Genomic DNA, 16,612 nt, shown 5'->3' on the forward strand with positions numbered 1-16,612 from the left:
TTTGAGATTGGTGAAAAAATGGTCGGTAAAGTCTACCTTTTACTTTCTGGAACCTCTTCATGCCGAGCAACGAATATTATCGTCTTTCATCATTGAATCTTATCAGTTAGAATGGATTATTTAATGGCTCTGTATATATATCGTGCTTTAAAATGAATAACCAAATCAATTTCTATTAGAGAATAATTGGATTAACTAAAATAAGGATATTTTCTATGAGTTGATAGTTTTTAATAAAATTTTTAACAAAACCGACTTCAACTTTAAGAAATGAAATATAGATGAAACTCATTGGTTATGTAAAAACACCATTTTTAGGCTTATTAACTTGTGCTACTTTATTACTCACACATAATGCTATTGCATTCAACACGCCTTCTTCTACTAATGATAACTTAACATCTGAGGATAATTCTTTAAATATAAAAAACCTGTTGTTAGAAAAAGCTCTTTTTGAAGAACTAAATAATAAATATGATTTAATGAAACAAACCCTTGAACGTTTAGAACTAATAGCACCCAACGATCCTGAAGTTATCTCTGCTCAGATTAGGCTAGCCGTAAAAGAGGGCAATCTAACCCGGGCAAAAATACTTTTAAAAAAATTAAAGGCACTTGTTCCTGATACACTTCTTTACAGAAATGCTCTAACAATAATTACTCTGACTCAACCTGCCGAAAATCAAAAATTACAAAAAGCGCGTCTATTAGTCATAGCTAAGCAATACATTCAAGCGAAACAACAATATGATGAACTATTTCACAATAATATTCCCACACCCCAATTAACTGCTGAATATTGGATGGCCGTATCACAAATTCCAGAATATGAAGATACTGCATTGAGACAATTAAACACTTTATACTTATTTTTACAGACCCGTCATATTATTTCACCTGGTGTTCAAACAGCTAATTGGATAACTCTGATGAAAAAAAGATTATCCCAATTATTCGTTTACCATGGAGATAAATTGGTAAAATTGGGTAAATTTGATGAGGCTGAAAACGAATTTATTCAGGCTCAACACCTTGATAATCAAAACAAAAAAGCTTGGTCTGGGTTGGGAGATGTAGCTACTGAAAAAAATAATTTTAAAGAAGCAGAAGCGAATTATAAACACGCTTTATCAATCGACCCCACATTTCTAGATGCGATTTCGGGTATGGCGAGTATGTATAAACGCCAATCACCACAAAAAGCGCTTACCTATTTGAAAAGTACCCCCCCGGAAGTGCAAGGCAAACTTCAATATATAGAAAATAATTTAGAAGGCTCTATAGTCCAGAAAGAAGCAGAGCAATATGCCGAACATAACCAATGGGCACAGGCTGTAAAAAAATATCAACAAGCTAAAAAACTCGCTCCTGATGATGTATGGTTAAACTTCCGTTTGGGCATTGCTTTATATAAGTCAGCTAGAATAAAAGAAGCCGATGCTCTATTTAAACAACTTCAGGCAAAACAACCTTCAAATCCAGATCAAATCTATGCTTATGCGCTTTATCTAAGTACTATAAAAAAAGAAGACGTACTCGCTTTAAAAAAAATGAATACACTTCCAAAAGAAAAATGGACTTCAGGAATGCTGAAATTTGTACATGGATTGCAAAGTTCATTGGCACAGAAAGAAGGGGAATACTATGCAGAACATGATCAACTACTAAAAGCGGCAGACAAATATCGTCAGGCGAAAAAATTAGATCCAGACAATATATGGCTAAATTTTCATTTAGCTCAAATTTTATATAAATTATCTAAAGAAAAGGAAGCGGATAATGTATTCAAACAACTTGAGGCAAAACACCCTTCAAATCCTGAGTTAATTTACGCTTATGCACTTTACTTAAGCATGAAAAATCAAAATGAACTTGCTTTAAAAAAGATGAATACACTTCCAAAAAGAAAATGGAATGCAGACATGCGTCAGTTTGTACAACGATTACAAATTGAGTTGATCTTAGCATTTGCCCAACAGTTACGGGATAAAGGGGATAAGGTAGGGGCAAATGCTTACCTAAAACAAGCACCAGAGAATGATACTATTTTAATGAAATTGGCTGATTGGGCTAGAGAAGATGAACAATACAATGAAGCGTTGATTTATTATAAAAAAGTACAGGCTAGAAACTCGCACAATATTGATGCCCTTTTAGGTGAAATTGAGGTATTAATCGCAGCACGGCAGTTGGATGCCGCACGACAACTTTTACATAATCAACGACTTAATCAACAAAAAGATGTAAATATTAATAGACGAATAGCAAATAGTTGGGGGGATGTGGGTGACCTCAAAAAAGCATATTCCCAATTTCAACAATTAAAACAGCAAGTGAATAGGAAGAAGCCAAGTCCTGATAATGCGATGCTCTTCCGAGACGCTGCAAGGCTAGAACGCAAAGTAAAAGCATTTAAACAAGCTCAAAATGATTATCGGGAGGCAATGGTCCAGAGCCAGATTACCTCGATACTCCCAACAGATAATCTTGCCTACACGTATTTAACCCGTAATAACCCTGCAGATGATTGGATCAAAAGCAGTATCCGGGGAGAAGCTGCTACGCTGTATCACGAATTAGAAACTACGGTAACACTTGATTTTGATTATTGGAGTTTGACTGGAACTCGTGGTGAAGGTCAAATAAATGCTCAAGATGAGGTCTTACATGCAACTAGACATTTATTTGGGGGGCAGGCTTTTTTTAGAAGCGATTTTGTCACATATAGTGCAGGGACATTCCATACTACTAATGGAGTATATTTTAGTAACTTTGGGACGTGTTCTACAGGCTGCGATACGGGTGTATCCCAAATAGCTAAAGGAGATAGTGTTGCCGCAGGATGGCAAAATGAACATTGGGTAATGGATCTGGGTGAAACCCCGATTGGTTTTTATGTTGTTAATCCCGTGGGTAGTTTAAGTTACCGGAGTTCTCTACATCATATTGGATGGCAGCTAGGGATCGCTCGACGTCCTGTCACGAGCTCTCTATTATCTTTTGCAGGCGCTAAAGATCCGAATACAGGAACAGTCTGGGGTGGCGTTGTCTCTAATAATGTTAATTTATCGTTGGGGTATGATCGAGGAAAGTCTTACGGACTTTGGTCTTATATTACTGCGGGTGTCTTAACTGGAAAAAATGTCCCCTCAAATCAGCGTGTTATAACACTTGAAGGTTATTATTATAGATTAGTGAATAAAGTAAATCGGATTGCCACAGTGGGACTTATGAATATGAATTGGTTTTCTCAAAAAAATCTAAATTTTTATTCACTGGGCCAAGGTGGGTATTACAGTCCACAGAGCTTTGTTGGGTTTTACATCCCTGTTGCGTATCGCCAACGTACACAAAACTGGTCGTTTGAATTGGGAGGATCCGGTGCTTGGTCAGTCGCCACAGTGGCATCAAGTCCATTTTATCCCATACCAAGTCTTGTCCGAAACATAGAAACTTCCTCAGACTATACTGGAAGTACCACCGCTGGTTATGGATACTCAATAAATGCTTTAATTGAATATCGCTTAAGTAATCATATTATTTTAGGCGCAAATTTGGATTATCAACAATCTACAGATTATGCGCCAAGTCATGCCTCGATTTACCTTCGATATTCTTTGGAGGGTTGGCAAGGTGATATGAATATGCCCATTAATCCTATGATCCGATACGCTGAATTTAGGTAGGATACCCTAATTATAGGGTATCCAGTTTGCTTCTTTGCTTAAAAGAATATAATAATGTCCGCGATATTTCATCACAGTAACTACACCATTATCTGAGACCATAGGTGTTTGAGGTAAATTTTGTATGAGCTTTTGCCAATCAATTGTTGTTTGATTAAAAATTCCTCCATCAACCACTCGCGATATTAATTCCGATAAGGCCAAATAACTACTTGGAGCCTCAATTAAAATAGGGTCAGTATGAACTGCTTTCATACCAATAAATTTAATTCCCGCTGGTATATGAGTTACATTAGGAGAGGGGATATCCCTTAAACCAGGTATTTGTAATTTGTCGCCGGTAAGGTTGTTACCATGTTCTGAAACCATGATTACCATTACTTTTCGACCGGATTGTTCTAAACGACGAAATAAATCATCCACGTCAGTAAATAATTCTACTACTTTTACTTTATAAGGAATCACTTTATTATCATTTAAAGAGCGAGCCCCATCGTGTAGTGCCAATATATTAAAAAAAGTAAAACTACGATCTACTTTCGATTGAACCAAGTTGTTAAACCAACGATTTAAAAGTTGGGAATCATTATAAATGGGTTCATTATCAAAAGATTTTTCCTGTAGGCTAATACCTGCTTGTGACAACAAAGGAGCATTCTTTAAACCTCCATATTCTTGTATGTCCTCTAAAAAATGCGCAAATTCGCCTGAGTTATCTAAAACCACTTGTGGAGAGAATCCAAGTTTAGCCAAATTATCTGATAGGTAACATTGAGACTCTACAGGAGTATAAAGCGCAGACTCAGGTGTTTGACCACAAGAGGAACGTAATAATCGAATTGCTGATGGGGCACTGTACGTAGCGACAGAGTTAAAATTTTTAAACAAAATATCAAATTTACTCCATAAAGGGTCATTTTCTAAATGAACAGCCTCTATATCAGTCCATCCTAACGAACATATCTGCAAGATTAAAATATCGAAAGGTTGGGCATCTGCCGATAATTCATTAGGGAATGCCGTGTGTAGGTTTTTTTGTTCTTTATAGAATTGACTTAAATATTTATTTAATTCTTCATCAGTAGGGGGGGCATTACTATTAGGTGTCGATTTTGAATCTGTCGTAGTTGTATTATCAACAACTACTTCTTGGTTTTTTTTCATGAAAGTAAATAAAAAAGAAGGGTTTATAATGCTGGTGATCATTAAGCCTAGTAGGATCACGACTGTAAAAACAGTCATTTTTACCCATTTTGAGATTAATAAATAAGCAACCAATAATAACAAAGCAGCGCCTATCATGTACCAATTGATAAAGCGATTGAGGAGTTCGAGAAGATAATCCGGTGTGAATTCAAGTAGGTTTTCACCTTGCGAAAGGATGGATTGGATGCCTGGCAACCAGGTATCATGATAGAACAAAACAAAACCAATAGGAATAGCGATGTAATTCCTATAGCGATGAAGTTTCAAAGAAGGAAGAGGGAACAGTAGAAATACTAAAAACAGGAAGTTATAAAAGGGATGAAAATTAAGATACCCATACCATAATAGAGCAAACTTAACTATAAAATAATAATTCCATAGGCCTAATCCTCTCCAATGATTCATTCTTTGTTTCAATGAGTTCATAATACTCCTATAAAATATTAAGCAGCTGAGATGGGCTGGATTTTTTCAGCTTATAGTCTTATTATTAACTTAATAGATACAAATAGTTAATATTATTTCTTCCTATACGACAAAAGTTTAAGTATGTCTCGTGAAAGTAAAATATAATCTCATATATAGAAGCATTATATCATCTATGAACATATCAACGACTGACTACCATTATTAAAACATAAGTTTTCTATTGAAATACGGTGCAAATCAGTTGTGTACAAGGAAAGTGTAGTATGAAAAATGGTCGTGTACAGAGTGTGATTTTATGGATATAACAAACTCCGGTTTCAAGAAAACCCGAAATCATATCATTATTTCTCTTTCACTCTTAATAACGACGTATTACATAATTTGGCGGGCGACCACCTTTAATCCTGATGCTTTGGTATTTTCGGTATTGCTTTATGCCGCCGAGGTATACGGTTGGCTTGCCGCGCTTCTCTTTTATTTTAGTATTTGGAATCCAACTAATAGACAATCCATTCCACCTAAACCCGGCCTCAAAGTAGATGTCTTTATCCCCACATTAAATGAGTCTACAGAAATATTAAGAAAAACTATCCTGGGATGTATCAACATTGCCTATCCTCATAAAACATATTTATTGGATGATGGGAATCGAGCAGAAGTTAAAGCCTTGGCCGAGGAAATGGGGTGTAACTATATCGCCAGACCTCATCATACTCATGCTAAAGCGGGTAATCTTAACTATGCACTTACTCAGACTGAAGGGGATTTTATTGCCATATTTGATGCTGATCATGTACCGCAAGTGAATTTTTTAGATAAATTACTTGGATATTTTAATGATGATCAGGTTGCTTTTGTTCAATCTCCCCAAGATTTTTACAATATCGATTCATTTTCTCATAGGATTATGAAGAATGATAAATTGTGGTCAGAACAAGCCTTATTTCATCATGTAATTCAGCCTGGAAAAGACCATTGGAATGCCGCTTTTTTTTGTGGAACTTGCGGTATTATGAGAAGAGCTGCCCTAATGGAGATAGGGGGGTTCGCGACTGAAACAGTTACCGAAGATTTACATACTTCCATGAAATTGCATTCAAGAAAATGGAAATCTGTATACCATAATGAAAGCCTAGCCTACGGCATAGCCCCCTCTACTTTAGGACCGTACTTAAAACAATGGACGCGATGGGGACAGGGGGCTATGCAAATCTATCGTTTAGAAAACCCTCTGTTTAATAACCAATTGACCATAAGCCAAAGAATCGCCTATTTGCCCAGCATGCTCACCTATATGACTGGCTTGCAAAAATTAATTTTTTATTTCGCGCCTATCGTCGTTTTATTTACGGGCATAGCACCCATAAAAGCCATAAATGTTGAATTCCTCATGAGATTTATTCCCTATCTCGTTTTTTCACTTCTTGCGTTTAAAGTTTCATGTCCTCGCTATAGCCTATTATTACAAGAACAATATGATGTACTTAAGTATTTGGTTTTTCTCAAGTCATTGCGGGGTATTGTACGAAGAAATATTCCCTTTGTAACTACCCAAAAATCAAACAATCAGGCAGCTAAAAGTAGTATGCTTCTAGCACAATTAATTATTCCAATTTTTAGTGTAATAAGTATTATCTATGCCGTTTTAAATTTAGAGAGTGTTTTTGCTAGAAGCCCATTAATTCTTTATACTGCTATATTTTGGACCTGTTACAACAGTTTCCTTTCCTTAACAGCTACTAAATTTGCCCTATCAAAAAGTGAGAAAAGAGAAAATTTCAGATTTCCTACCATAACTCCTGCGTTAGTATCTAATAAACCTTCTAGAAGAGACATAGCCATTTTAACTGACCTACATGAAATGGGAGCATCTATGTTTTGTTTTACAGAACTGGATAAAGACCAAATCCTAAAGTTAAGAGTTTTCTTAGGTAAGGAATATGTTGATATAAAAATACAGATTATGAATAAAGAACACTACGATTTAACTGAGACAAAAATATATAGTTATGGAGTGAAATTTATATCTGAAACGAATGCAGACAAGAACAAGATCATCGCTTATAATTTTCTCTACAATATACAGGCGATGTTTGAAAACCCACGCTTATCTAAAAAATACGATAATCTCAATTACTTATTTAGTAAGCCTTTAAACTTAATTTCATTTAATCTATTTGGTTTTTACAGTTTTAATGAAAACGATATGAGGCCTTTTTATATTGTTAAAATAGAAGACAATAATAAAATGCAATTATTTATTTATCAGCCCAATGAACATTCCAAAGCGATATTTCAATTTTTTACTAATCACGGCATAATATTATATACTGGTAAAATTATCAGTAAAGAACCTAAGTTGTTGAATAATCACAATGGATTTTTAATTTCGGTTGTTTTAGAGACTTAGACGTTAAACAGATCAATCCATTCTTAAGAGCGGTTAAAAAGGAAGTTAATATGTTTCGGAGAATGATGTTATTAGTGTTATTAGGTAGCGCCTTCCTAGTAGAAGCTAGTCCTCTTTTGCCTGCACAATCTAATCCAATCAAACCTTCTTTTGCTAAGCCTTCCTCCGAAATACGAAAGATTTTTTTAAAAAATGCAGCAACCCCAAAAAATGCTATTGCGCTCAAAGGAATGCAACCAATCCAATCCGTTTTTTTTACGTTACGAAAGGATAAAATCGTTACTGGGGCAGTATTAAAACTACACTTTACTCCTTCACCTTCATTAATTCCGATACAGTCTCAATTAAAAATTTATCTTAATGACGAATTAGCGGGTTTGATTACCATTACTGCCAACCATTTAGGAAAATCTAATTATGTAGAAATTCCATTAGATCCCCGTTATTTTGCTGATCGTAACCAATTAAAATTTGAATTTATCGGCCATTATCAGGCGGTATGTGAGTATCTCGGAAGCACTACGTTATGGTTAGATCTCAGTCAGACCAGCTTTCTTGAACTTACACTAAATACACTACAATTAGATAATGACTTGTCTCATTTCCCTATACCATTTTTTGATCCGCTTGATGAAGATCCTTTAAGATTACCCATTGTATTTGCCAACCAACCGAGTTTAGTACAACAACGTGCTGCGGCTATTTTGACCTCATGGTTTGGTAGTTTATCGCTTTGGCGTGGGCAGTCTTTTTCTGTACTTTTAAATCAATTACCACAGCAAAATGCCATTGTGCTTGCAACAAATAATGAACATCCAGATTTTCTAAAAAGTCATGCTCCAGTGAATGCCCCAACTATAGAAATGATGAGCCATCCCGATAATCCAGCTATAAAGCTATTGCTTATACTAGGTCGTGATGATAACGATTTAATAAAGGCAGTTAAAGGAATAGCCCAAGGTAATGTATTATTTCATGGTACGAGCGTGACTATTGATAAAGTAGAAACAGTAAATGCTCGGAAACCTTACGATGCACCAAATTGGGTGCGCACAGACAAACCGGTCACCTTCACCGAACTTCAACAATACAAAGGACAACTTCAATCATCTGGGTTCTCTTTGTCTCCAATTCTAATCAATTTTAATATCCCTCCAGATTTATATATACCCACTAATTCAGGGATTCCATTAGAATTAAAATATCAATACACACCGGCACCTGCTGTGGGGAACTCGCATCTCACTATTAGCGTGAATGATATGTTTGTTAAAAGTTATTCCTTATCTAAAACAGGTAAGCAAGAGTCACAAAATGCGCAACTCTCCAATCTATTTGGGCTATTACATAGCGATACAAAATTTGACATCCCCTTATATGCGGTAAAAGTGAATAATCAAATGAGTTTCTTTTTTGACTATGCGGCCTCTATTGGGGGAGGAACAATGAGTGGGCATTGTGAATCGCATAACATAGTTACTAATAATGCAATAATTAGGGAAACCTCAAATATAGATTTGTCACATTTTTATCATTATATTGAGATGCCTAATTTAAATGTTTTTATTAATGGGGGGTTTCCATTTAGCCGTTTAGCTGATTTGTCGGAATCCTGGATACTTATCGATAAAAATCCACAAGCTTCAGAGATAGCTACTTTACTCAATGCCTTAGGACTTATTGGCTCACGAACTGGTTATCCAGCTTTATATTTTAATCTAGTTGATGATTGGTCTCTTGTACAAAATAAAGATGTGGATATTCTGATTATTGGAAAAATTCCTAAAGAAGTTCTTCAGGAAAGTGAATTGAATTTGCTTATCGATAAAACAAGAAGCTTCATTAAGGAACCTTTACGTCCAAGTCATTCGCCCGATGTTCCCTTAGAACAATCAAATACCGCAGTAAATAGTATGACGGCCATCACTGCAAATAATTCTATAGCGGGCATTGTGGGGGCTCAATCTCCATACTTCAAACAACGCAGTATTATTGCCTTATTAGCTGATAATTCACATGGCTTTGATTTACTTAATTATGCGTTAACCAATAAGAAAAAACAGTCCCAAATATTTGGTTCGGTATCAGTAATTCGCGATTCAGGGGTGAATAGTACCCAGGTTGGAGCAATTTATACTGTGGGCAAGTTGTCTTGGTGGTTAAGTATGAAACTATTTTTTAAAAATCATTTGGTTTTTTTAGCTATTCTTACCATATTAGCCGTGCTAACAGTTACCCTGCAGTTATGGGATGCGCTTCCGTTTTTTAGAAAGAACAAGCGAGAATAGCTTTTGTGGTCTTAATTATTTTTTGGACTACTCCGGATGAATAAAGAAATAAAAATTATTTTGGGGATGTTCTTTTTAGGATGGAGTAATACTTACTCAAAAGCAGTGGATATTATTCAGAATCAAAAGTCGCCGATTTTATTGGATAAAAAAATATTGTGTCCAAATCAAGATCGAAAAGGAGATTGTGACTCAGCTATACCTCAGAGATCTGTAAATTGCAAACAACCCTTATTTTTTTCGAATTTAACGTGGTGCGCTCGAGATGGTTTTGGGAGCCCTGGTCCAAATTTGTGGTCGAGTAATAATGTATGGGTTGATTCAAAGGGCTGGTTACATTTAAAGATTATACACAATCAGGGTAAATGGAGTTGTGCTGAATTATACACCACAACTTCTTTGGGGTTCGGAGAATATTGGTTTTATATCGTAGGGCAAGTTGACCAATTAGATCCTAATGTAATTTTTGGATTATTCAATTATCCACCGAAAGATACTGAACCTGCTGGAACTAATGAAATTGATATTGAATTTTCCAAATGGGGAATAAAAAGTACTGCTGCGTCTAATAGTTCTTATACGGTTTGGCCTTCCATAGCTGAACTCAATAAAACCACATTAAGCTATACATTGAAATTAAATGGAAATTATTCAACTCATGGCTTTATATGGAGCAAGAATAGGATTTATTATCAAAGTGGTAACGGTCACTATGAAGATTACCGTTACCCAATACAAAATTGGGTCTTCTCACCACCGGATCCAACAAAGTATATTCCTCAAAAACCTTTACCAGTACATATTAATTTATGGCTAAATAATGGGGAACCTCCTACAAATGGAAAAGAAGTCGAACTGATTGTGAAAGAGTTTTGTTATAAATCCATAGATGGACAAGCGAATTGTAAAAATAATAATCAATAAAATAAAAATATCTTATTCCTTATATCCATTTAATGCTTTAAGGAACTGACTTCCATAATGAGCCAACTTATGTTGACCCACACCGGGTACTGCGAGTAGCTGTTCTAGGTTTTTAGGTCTTATTTCTGTCATTGCGTGCAAGGTTGCATCACTGAAGATCATAAATGGTGGCTTGTTTTCTTCATCGGCTAATTCACGTCGTAATAAACGCAGCAATTCAAATAGAGGACTCTTTGTGACTTGAATAGAACGTCGTTCTTTGGCTTTCTTTTTACTGCCCTGAAAATCATTATTAGGGATGGTTAGTGCTATTTTTTCTTCGCCTTTAAGTAAAGGAATAGCCTTGGGTGTTAATTTAAGAACTTGAAACTGATTTATATCTTGTAGGCAATATTCTTTATGGATGAGTTGCCAGGCTAATTGTTTCCAGTAGTGGGCTGATTTATCTTTACCAATGCCAAAAGTACTAAGCTGCTCATGACCATTTTGTTTAATTTTATCTGAAGAACTACCACGCAATACATCTATCGTATAGGTTAAACCATAATTTTGTCGTAATCGATAAATACAGGATAAAAATTTTTGCGCATCTTCTGTAGCATCAGCAGTTATTGGTGGATTATCACAAACATCACAATGCCGACATTCAGTGTCACAGAGCTCATCAAAATAGTGTAATAAAATTTGGCGACGGCAATGAGATGCTTCAGCAAAAGCAAGCATATGGTTAAGCTTATTGGTTTCAACTCGTTTTTGTTCGTCAAGTGGGTTATTCATGATCCAGGAACGTAGTCTAGCGCTATCCGCTGCGTCATAGAGTAAAAGTGCTTGAGCGGGTAAACCATCACGCCCAGCCCGTCCCGTTTCTTGATAATACCCTTCAATATTTTTAGGTAGATCGTGATGCACTACGAAACGAACATTAGGCTTATCGATACCCATCCCAAAAGCGAGGGTAGCAACAACGATATCGATGCGATCATATCGGAATAAAGTTTGTACTTCCCGACGTTCATTATGAGTAAGTCCTGCATGGTATGCTCGGGCTTTGAATCCCATCTTTTGTAGTTTTTGAGCCAGCTGTTCTACCCCGGTACGTGTGCCACAATAAATAATTCCAGATTGTTGTTCTACAGTCTGTAAAAATTGATTTAATTGTTTCGCCGCATTAGTCTTAGGAATAACCTTGTAATGGATATTAGGTCGGTTAAATGAAGCAATGTATTTTTTTGGGGAATAATTTAACCTATCTACAATATCTTTGCGTGTTTGTTTATCTGCTGTCGCAGTTAAGGCAATAATTGGAATATTAGGAAAATGGTTTTTTAAAATACCTAAAGCAGAATATTCGGGCCGAAAATCATGCCCCCATTGAGAGATGCAATGGGCTTCATCAATGGCAAAAAGTGCGATATGGCAATCACTTAATCGCTCCAGAAATGAGGAGCTAATCAAGCGCTCAGGAGCAATGTACAGTAAATCCAATTCATCTTGGTGTAATTGAGTTAATACGTTTTTTGCTTCTTCACTGGTTAAAGAGGAATTATAATAAGCGGCACGAATTCCCTGTAATCTGAGCGCAGTGACCTGATCTTCCATTAACGCAATTAATGGAGAAACAACAATGCCTACGCCCGGTCTTACTAGGGCAGGTATCTGATAACACAGAGATTTCCCCCCGCCGGTAGGCATTAAAACAAGCACGTCTTGGCCAGCAATAACATCATTAATAATGTCTTCTTGTGGTGTTCTGAACGTGTCAAAACCAAAGTATTCTTTGAGTACAGCAAGTGGATTTTTATTGCGAGTTACAGGTGCTGCAAGAGTTTCCATTGTTTATTCTTATTTTTTTCAAGGATGCAGAAAATTTGCCATCATATCATTATCCTTCAAAAAGCTGTAGGCTTCATTTTTAACCTGAAGTTTAAAGCTTTTCTATGGATTAAGGCTTGGATATAAAAGCATTATCTTTGATATAAAAGCGTAGTAATTTTTTTGCCCAATCTTTTGCATAGTGGACTCCAATTCTTGGTTTTTCTACAATAATAAAGGGCTCTTGATTCTCTGCTTTGGCGATGTAGAAGGTATCACTGGTTAGATCCTGCTGGTTGAGGTGTTTATCTATATGCATTGCCCTTGAAAGTAACCCAGGGCCTTGAGTTCGACCTTGGATGTTTTTGATGGGTTCGATAGCGCGCAACAATATTGCCGACCCAATTCCTTCAGCTTCAGTAACGATATTAGTGCAGTAATACATGCCATAAATTAAGTAGATGTAAGCGTAACCAGCAGGCCCATACATGACTTTTGTTCTTTGCGTAATACCCTTAGAAGAGTGAGAGGCCAGATCGTGTTCCCCAAGGTATGCTTCAACCTCAACGATCCTTCCGACGTATTCCACTCCTGCATGATTGTGAATAATGTATTTGCCTAAAAGTTCTTTGGCAACAATAATAGTATCTCGTTCATAAAATGTTTTGGGTAATTTTCGAAACATATATCTTTCACGGAAGATAAAAATTCGCAATAATAACAATATATTTGAATAAATTCTCTAAGGACAGTTTATGGATTTTGAATTCACAGCAGAGCATTTAGCTTTTCGGGAAATGGCAGCTGACTTTGCACGCGACAAATTAGCTCCTATGGCCGACAATTGGGATGAGCATCATTATTTTCCAGTTGAGGTCTTACGTGAAGCCGCCAAATTAGGAATGGCAGGGATGATGGCACGTGAGGATATTGGTGGATCTCAATTGACGCGTTTGGACTCGGCATTATTGTTCGAACAATTAGCAACAGGATGTATTAGTACCAGTGCTTACCTTTCTATTCATAACATGGTTACCTCTTTAGTTGATCGATATGCCGATTCTGAGTTAAGAAAAAAATGGGGACCTAAATTAACCTCTATGGAAGTTATTGGCAGTTATTGTTTGACTGAACCTGAATCAGGTTCTGATGCGGCTTCTTTAAAGACTAAAGCTGTAAAGGATGGGGATCATTACATTCTTAATGGTTCTAAGGCTTTTATTTCAGGAGGTTCAGTCAGTGATGTTTATTTATGTATGGTTCGAACAGGTGATGAATCGCATCATGGAATAAGTTGCTTGTTGATTGAAAAAAACACTTCTGGATTGAGCTTTGGTAAATTAGAACAAAAAATGGGTTGGAATAGTCAACCTACTTGCATGGTATATTTTGAAAATTGTCGGGTACCTGTCGCCAATCGTGTTGGTGACGAAGGAATGGGATTTAAAATTGCCTTGAATGCTTTAAATGGAGGGCGGATTAATATTGCTTCCTGTTCTTTAGGAGGGGCCCTTGCCTGTTTACGGTTAACGCAAAGCTATATGCAGGAGCGTAAACAATTTGGTAAGCCACTTACCGAGATGCAAGCATTGCGATTTTATTTTGCTGATATGTTGACAGATTATGAAGCGGCACGCTTGATGGTTTATCGAGCAGCCAGTGCCATGGATAAAAATGATCCTCAAGTTCCTATATATTGTGCTATGGCCAAACGATTGGCTACGGATGTGGCATTTCGCATTTGTGACAAGGCAATGCAAATTCATGGTGGCTATGGCTATTTACGTGATTATAAGATAGAGCGAATATTCAGGGATTTAAGAGTGCACCAGATTCTTGAAGGGACGAACGAAATTATGCGGGAAATTGTAGCCAAGGCAACTTTGGATGAGGAGCACATTTTGTGCTGATTGTGTGGTAGTAATTTGGCTGCGTTATGTTCAATAGCAAGGAGTAAATAAATGAATTTAATTGAACAAGATTTGGATAGTCAGGGAATTTTAACGTTAACTTTAAATCGACCTGAGAAGTTAAATGCTTTAAGTTCCGAAGTATTAGATGCTTTAGAAGAATTATTTCATTATGCAAAAACAAATCCCAAAGTTAAGGCATTGATGATCACGGGTAATGGTAAAGCATTTTGTGCGGGTGCAGATATTAACCGCTTGGCTGAATGTACCGCTCAAACAGGATATGAATTTGCATGTCGAGGACAAGAAGTGTTTCGACTTTTGGAAACTTTGGGTAAACCTTCATTGGCAGCGGTAAATGGCTTTTCATTCGGTGGGGGCTGCGAATTAGCTATTTCTGCAACATTAAGAATTGCTTCCACAAAAGCCCAATTTGGTCAGCCTGAAGTAAAGCTGGGGGTGATTCCTGGTTATGGGGGCACGCAACGATTAGCGCGTTTAATTGGTAAGGGACGTGCGCTCGACTTATGTTTAACTGGGCGATTTATTAATGCAGAAACGGCGCTCCATTGGGGATTGGTTAGTGAGGTTGTTGAACCAGAAGCTTTGTTAGAACGCGGTAAAATATTATTGCAGGGAATATTGAGTATGGCGCCGCTTGCTGTAGCGAGCATAATTGAAGTTATTGATCACGGTTATGATTTGTCTTTATCTGATGCTTTACATCTAGAAGCAATACATTTCGCAAAAGTATGTGCTTCTGAAGACAAGCGAGAGGGAGTTGTGGCATTTCTAGATAAACGAGTTGCTCAGTTCAAAGGAAAATAATCATGACTGATGAAGTACTTTTTAATCAAGAGGGTTCATTAGGAGTCATTACATTAAATAGACCCAACGCATTGAATGCATTGACTTTAAATATGATTCTTAATATCCAAAGACAATTGAGTTTGTGGAAGGAAGATGACGCTATCCATGCAGTCGTAGTGCGAGCAGTTCCTGGGAATGCTTTTTGTGCGGGAGGTGATATCCGCTCACTTTATTTTTCCGGGCAAGTTAATGATGCGGAACAAATGCAATTTTTTTGGCACGAATACCGTTTAAATCATTTTATTCATCATTTAGGTAAACCGTATATTTCGTTAATTGATGGGATGGTGATGGGCGGGGGAGTAGGTATTTCCATGCATGGAAGCCACCCCATAGCCAGTGAGCGATTCGTATTCGCTATGCCGGAGACCGGCATTGGTTTCTTTCCCGATATTGGTGCAAGTTATTTATTAACTCGATGCCCCGGATCTTTGGGTATTTATTTGGGGTTAACGGGTAATCGCTTGAGCTCGCATGATGCCATGAAAGCAGGATTAGTTAAAAAAATAATATCTTCGGAACAAATGCCTGCTTTGTATGATGCATTAATGAACGAAGATTTATCAAAAGATCCTATGGAGCAAGTCAATCGATGTATGCAAGCCTTCACTAGTACATCTTCTACGGAGGAAGTAAGCCAAATTAAACCTTCAATTGATGTATGTTTTGCGCATCCAACAGTTGAAATGATCCGCGAGTCATTACAAAGTGCTAATACAGTATGGGCAGAGTCAGTTGATAATACTTTGGCACAGAAATCTCCTTTGAGTCTTAAAGTGACGCTAGCGCAATTACACAAAGCGAGGGGAATGTCTTTAGCACAATGTTTAAAAATGGATTATGACATGGTCAGTCATTTTATGCATGGCCATGATTTTTATGAAGGAGTTAGAGCTTTACTAATAGATAAAGATAAGAGTCCTCAATGGCATCCGACCCGTTTGGATTTGGTTTCAGAGCAAATGGTTCAGAACTATTTTGAACGCTCTCATCCTGGATTGGAATTAATATAGAACTTACCGTTTATGTTTGAAATTGGTGTTGTAATTGAAATTGACAACACCATCTTTGAGTTAT

10 protein-coding genes are annotated in these 16,612 nt (G+C 36.8%); 7 read left to right on the top strand and 3 right to left on the bottom strand.

Annotated features, from left to right (window positions below; all coding sequences use genetic code 11):
• The first annotated feature begins 281 nt into the window (after positions 1 to 281).
• Complete coding sequence (locus HBNCFIEN_RS05065) at positions 282 to 3,686, top strand: cellulose synthase subunit BcsC-related outer membrane protein (RefSeq protein WP_182392990.1); 3,405 nt, start codon at positions 282 to 284, stop codon at positions 3,684 to 3,686.
• A 6-nt stretch (positions 3,687 to 3,692) separates the two neighbouring features.
• Here the strand turns inward: HBNCFIEN_RS05065 and bcsG are convergent, their stop codons facing one another.
• A complete protein-coding gene (gene bcsG, locus HBNCFIEN_RS05070; protein ID WP_182392991.1) occupies positions 3,693 to 5,318 on the bottom strand; it encodes a cellulose biosynthesis protein BcsG in 1,626 nt (541 codons plus the stop codon).
• Between the two features lie 298 nt (positions 5,319 to 5,616).
• Between bcsG and HBNCFIEN_RS05075 the strand changes: the two genes are divergently transcribed.
• Genes HBNCFIEN_RS05075 through HBNCFIEN_RS05085 form a run of 3 tightly spaced genes read left to right on the top strand, consistent with a single transcriptional unit; the run spans position 5,617 to position 10,943 of the window.
• Positions 5,617 to 7,731, top strand: a complete 2,115-nt coding sequence (locus HBNCFIEN_RS05075) for a glycosyltransferase (protein WP_182392992.1) — start codon at positions 5,617 to 5,619, stop codon at positions 7,729 to 7,731.
• Positions 7,732 to 7,781: 50 nt separating this feature from the next.
• Positions 7,782 to 10,019, top strand: a complete 2,238-nt coding sequence (bcsB, locus tag HBNCFIEN_RS05080) for a cellulose biosynthesis cyclic di-GMP-binding regulatory protein BcsB (protein ID WP_182392993.1) — start codon at positions 7,782 to 7,784, stop codon at positions 10,017 to 10,019.
• A gap of 36 nt (positions 10,020 to 10,055) precedes the next feature.
• Positions 10,056 to 10,943, top strand: a complete 888-nt coding sequence (locus tag HBNCFIEN_RS05085; RefSeq protein WP_182392994.1) for a glycoside hydrolase family 16 protein — start codon at positions 10,056 to 10,058, stop codon at positions 10,941 to 10,943.
• 12 nt (positions 10,944 to 10,955) lie between these two features.
• Here HBNCFIEN_RS05085 and recQ read toward each other — a convergent pair whose 3' ends face one another.
• Entirely contained in the window at positions 10,956 to 12,776 is a 1,821-nt protein-coding gene (gene recQ, locus HBNCFIEN_RS05090; protein ID WP_182392995.1) for a DNA helicase RecQ, read from the bottom strand.
• A 109-nt stretch (positions 12,777 to 12,885) separates the two neighbouring features.
• Complete coding sequence (locus HBNCFIEN_RS05095) at positions 12,886 to 13,440, bottom strand: DNA-3-methyladenine glycosylase (RefSeq protein WP_182392996.1); 555 nt, start codon at positions 13,438 to 13,440, stop codon at positions 12,886 to 12,888.
• A gap of 70 nt (positions 13,441 to 13,510) precedes the next feature.
• On the opposite strand from HBNCFIEN_RS05095, the gene HBNCFIEN_RS05100 reads away from it, so the two are divergent.
• The 3 genes from HBNCFIEN_RS05100 to HBNCFIEN_RS05110 are packed head-to-tail and all read left to right on the top strand — an operon-like array spanning position 13,511 to position 16,548.
• The gene (locus HBNCFIEN_RS05100) at positions 13,511 to 14,665 is read left to right on the top strand and encodes an acyl-CoA dehydrogenase family protein (RefSeq protein ID WP_182392997.1); all 1,155 of its coding nucleotides are present in this window, start codon (positions 13,511 to 13,513) and stop codon (positions 14,663 to 14,665) included.
• A 51-nt stretch (positions 14,666 to 14,716) separates the two neighbouring features.
• The gene (locus HBNCFIEN_RS05105) at positions 14,717 to 15,493 is read left to right on the top strand and encodes an enoyl-CoA hydratase/isomerase family protein (RefSeq protein WP_182392998.1); all 777 of its coding nucleotides are present in this window, start codon (positions 14,717 to 14,719) and stop codon (positions 15,491 to 15,493) included.
• Between the two features lie 2 nt (positions 15,494 to 15,495).
• Positions 15,496 to 16,548 (top strand): enoyl-CoA hydratase/isomerase family protein, encoded by a 1,053-nt coding sequence (locus HBNCFIEN_RS05110; protein ID WP_182392999.1) that lies wholly within the window; start codon positions 15,496 to 15,498, stop codon positions 16,546 to 16,548.
• Positions 16,549 to 16,612 lie beyond the last annotated feature (64 nt).

Origin of the sequence: Legionella sp. PC997 (genome assembly GCF_014109825.1) — a bacterium.
Taxonomy (GTDB): domain Bacteria; phylum Pseudomonadota; class Gammaproteobacteria; order Legionellales; family Legionellaceae; genus Legionella.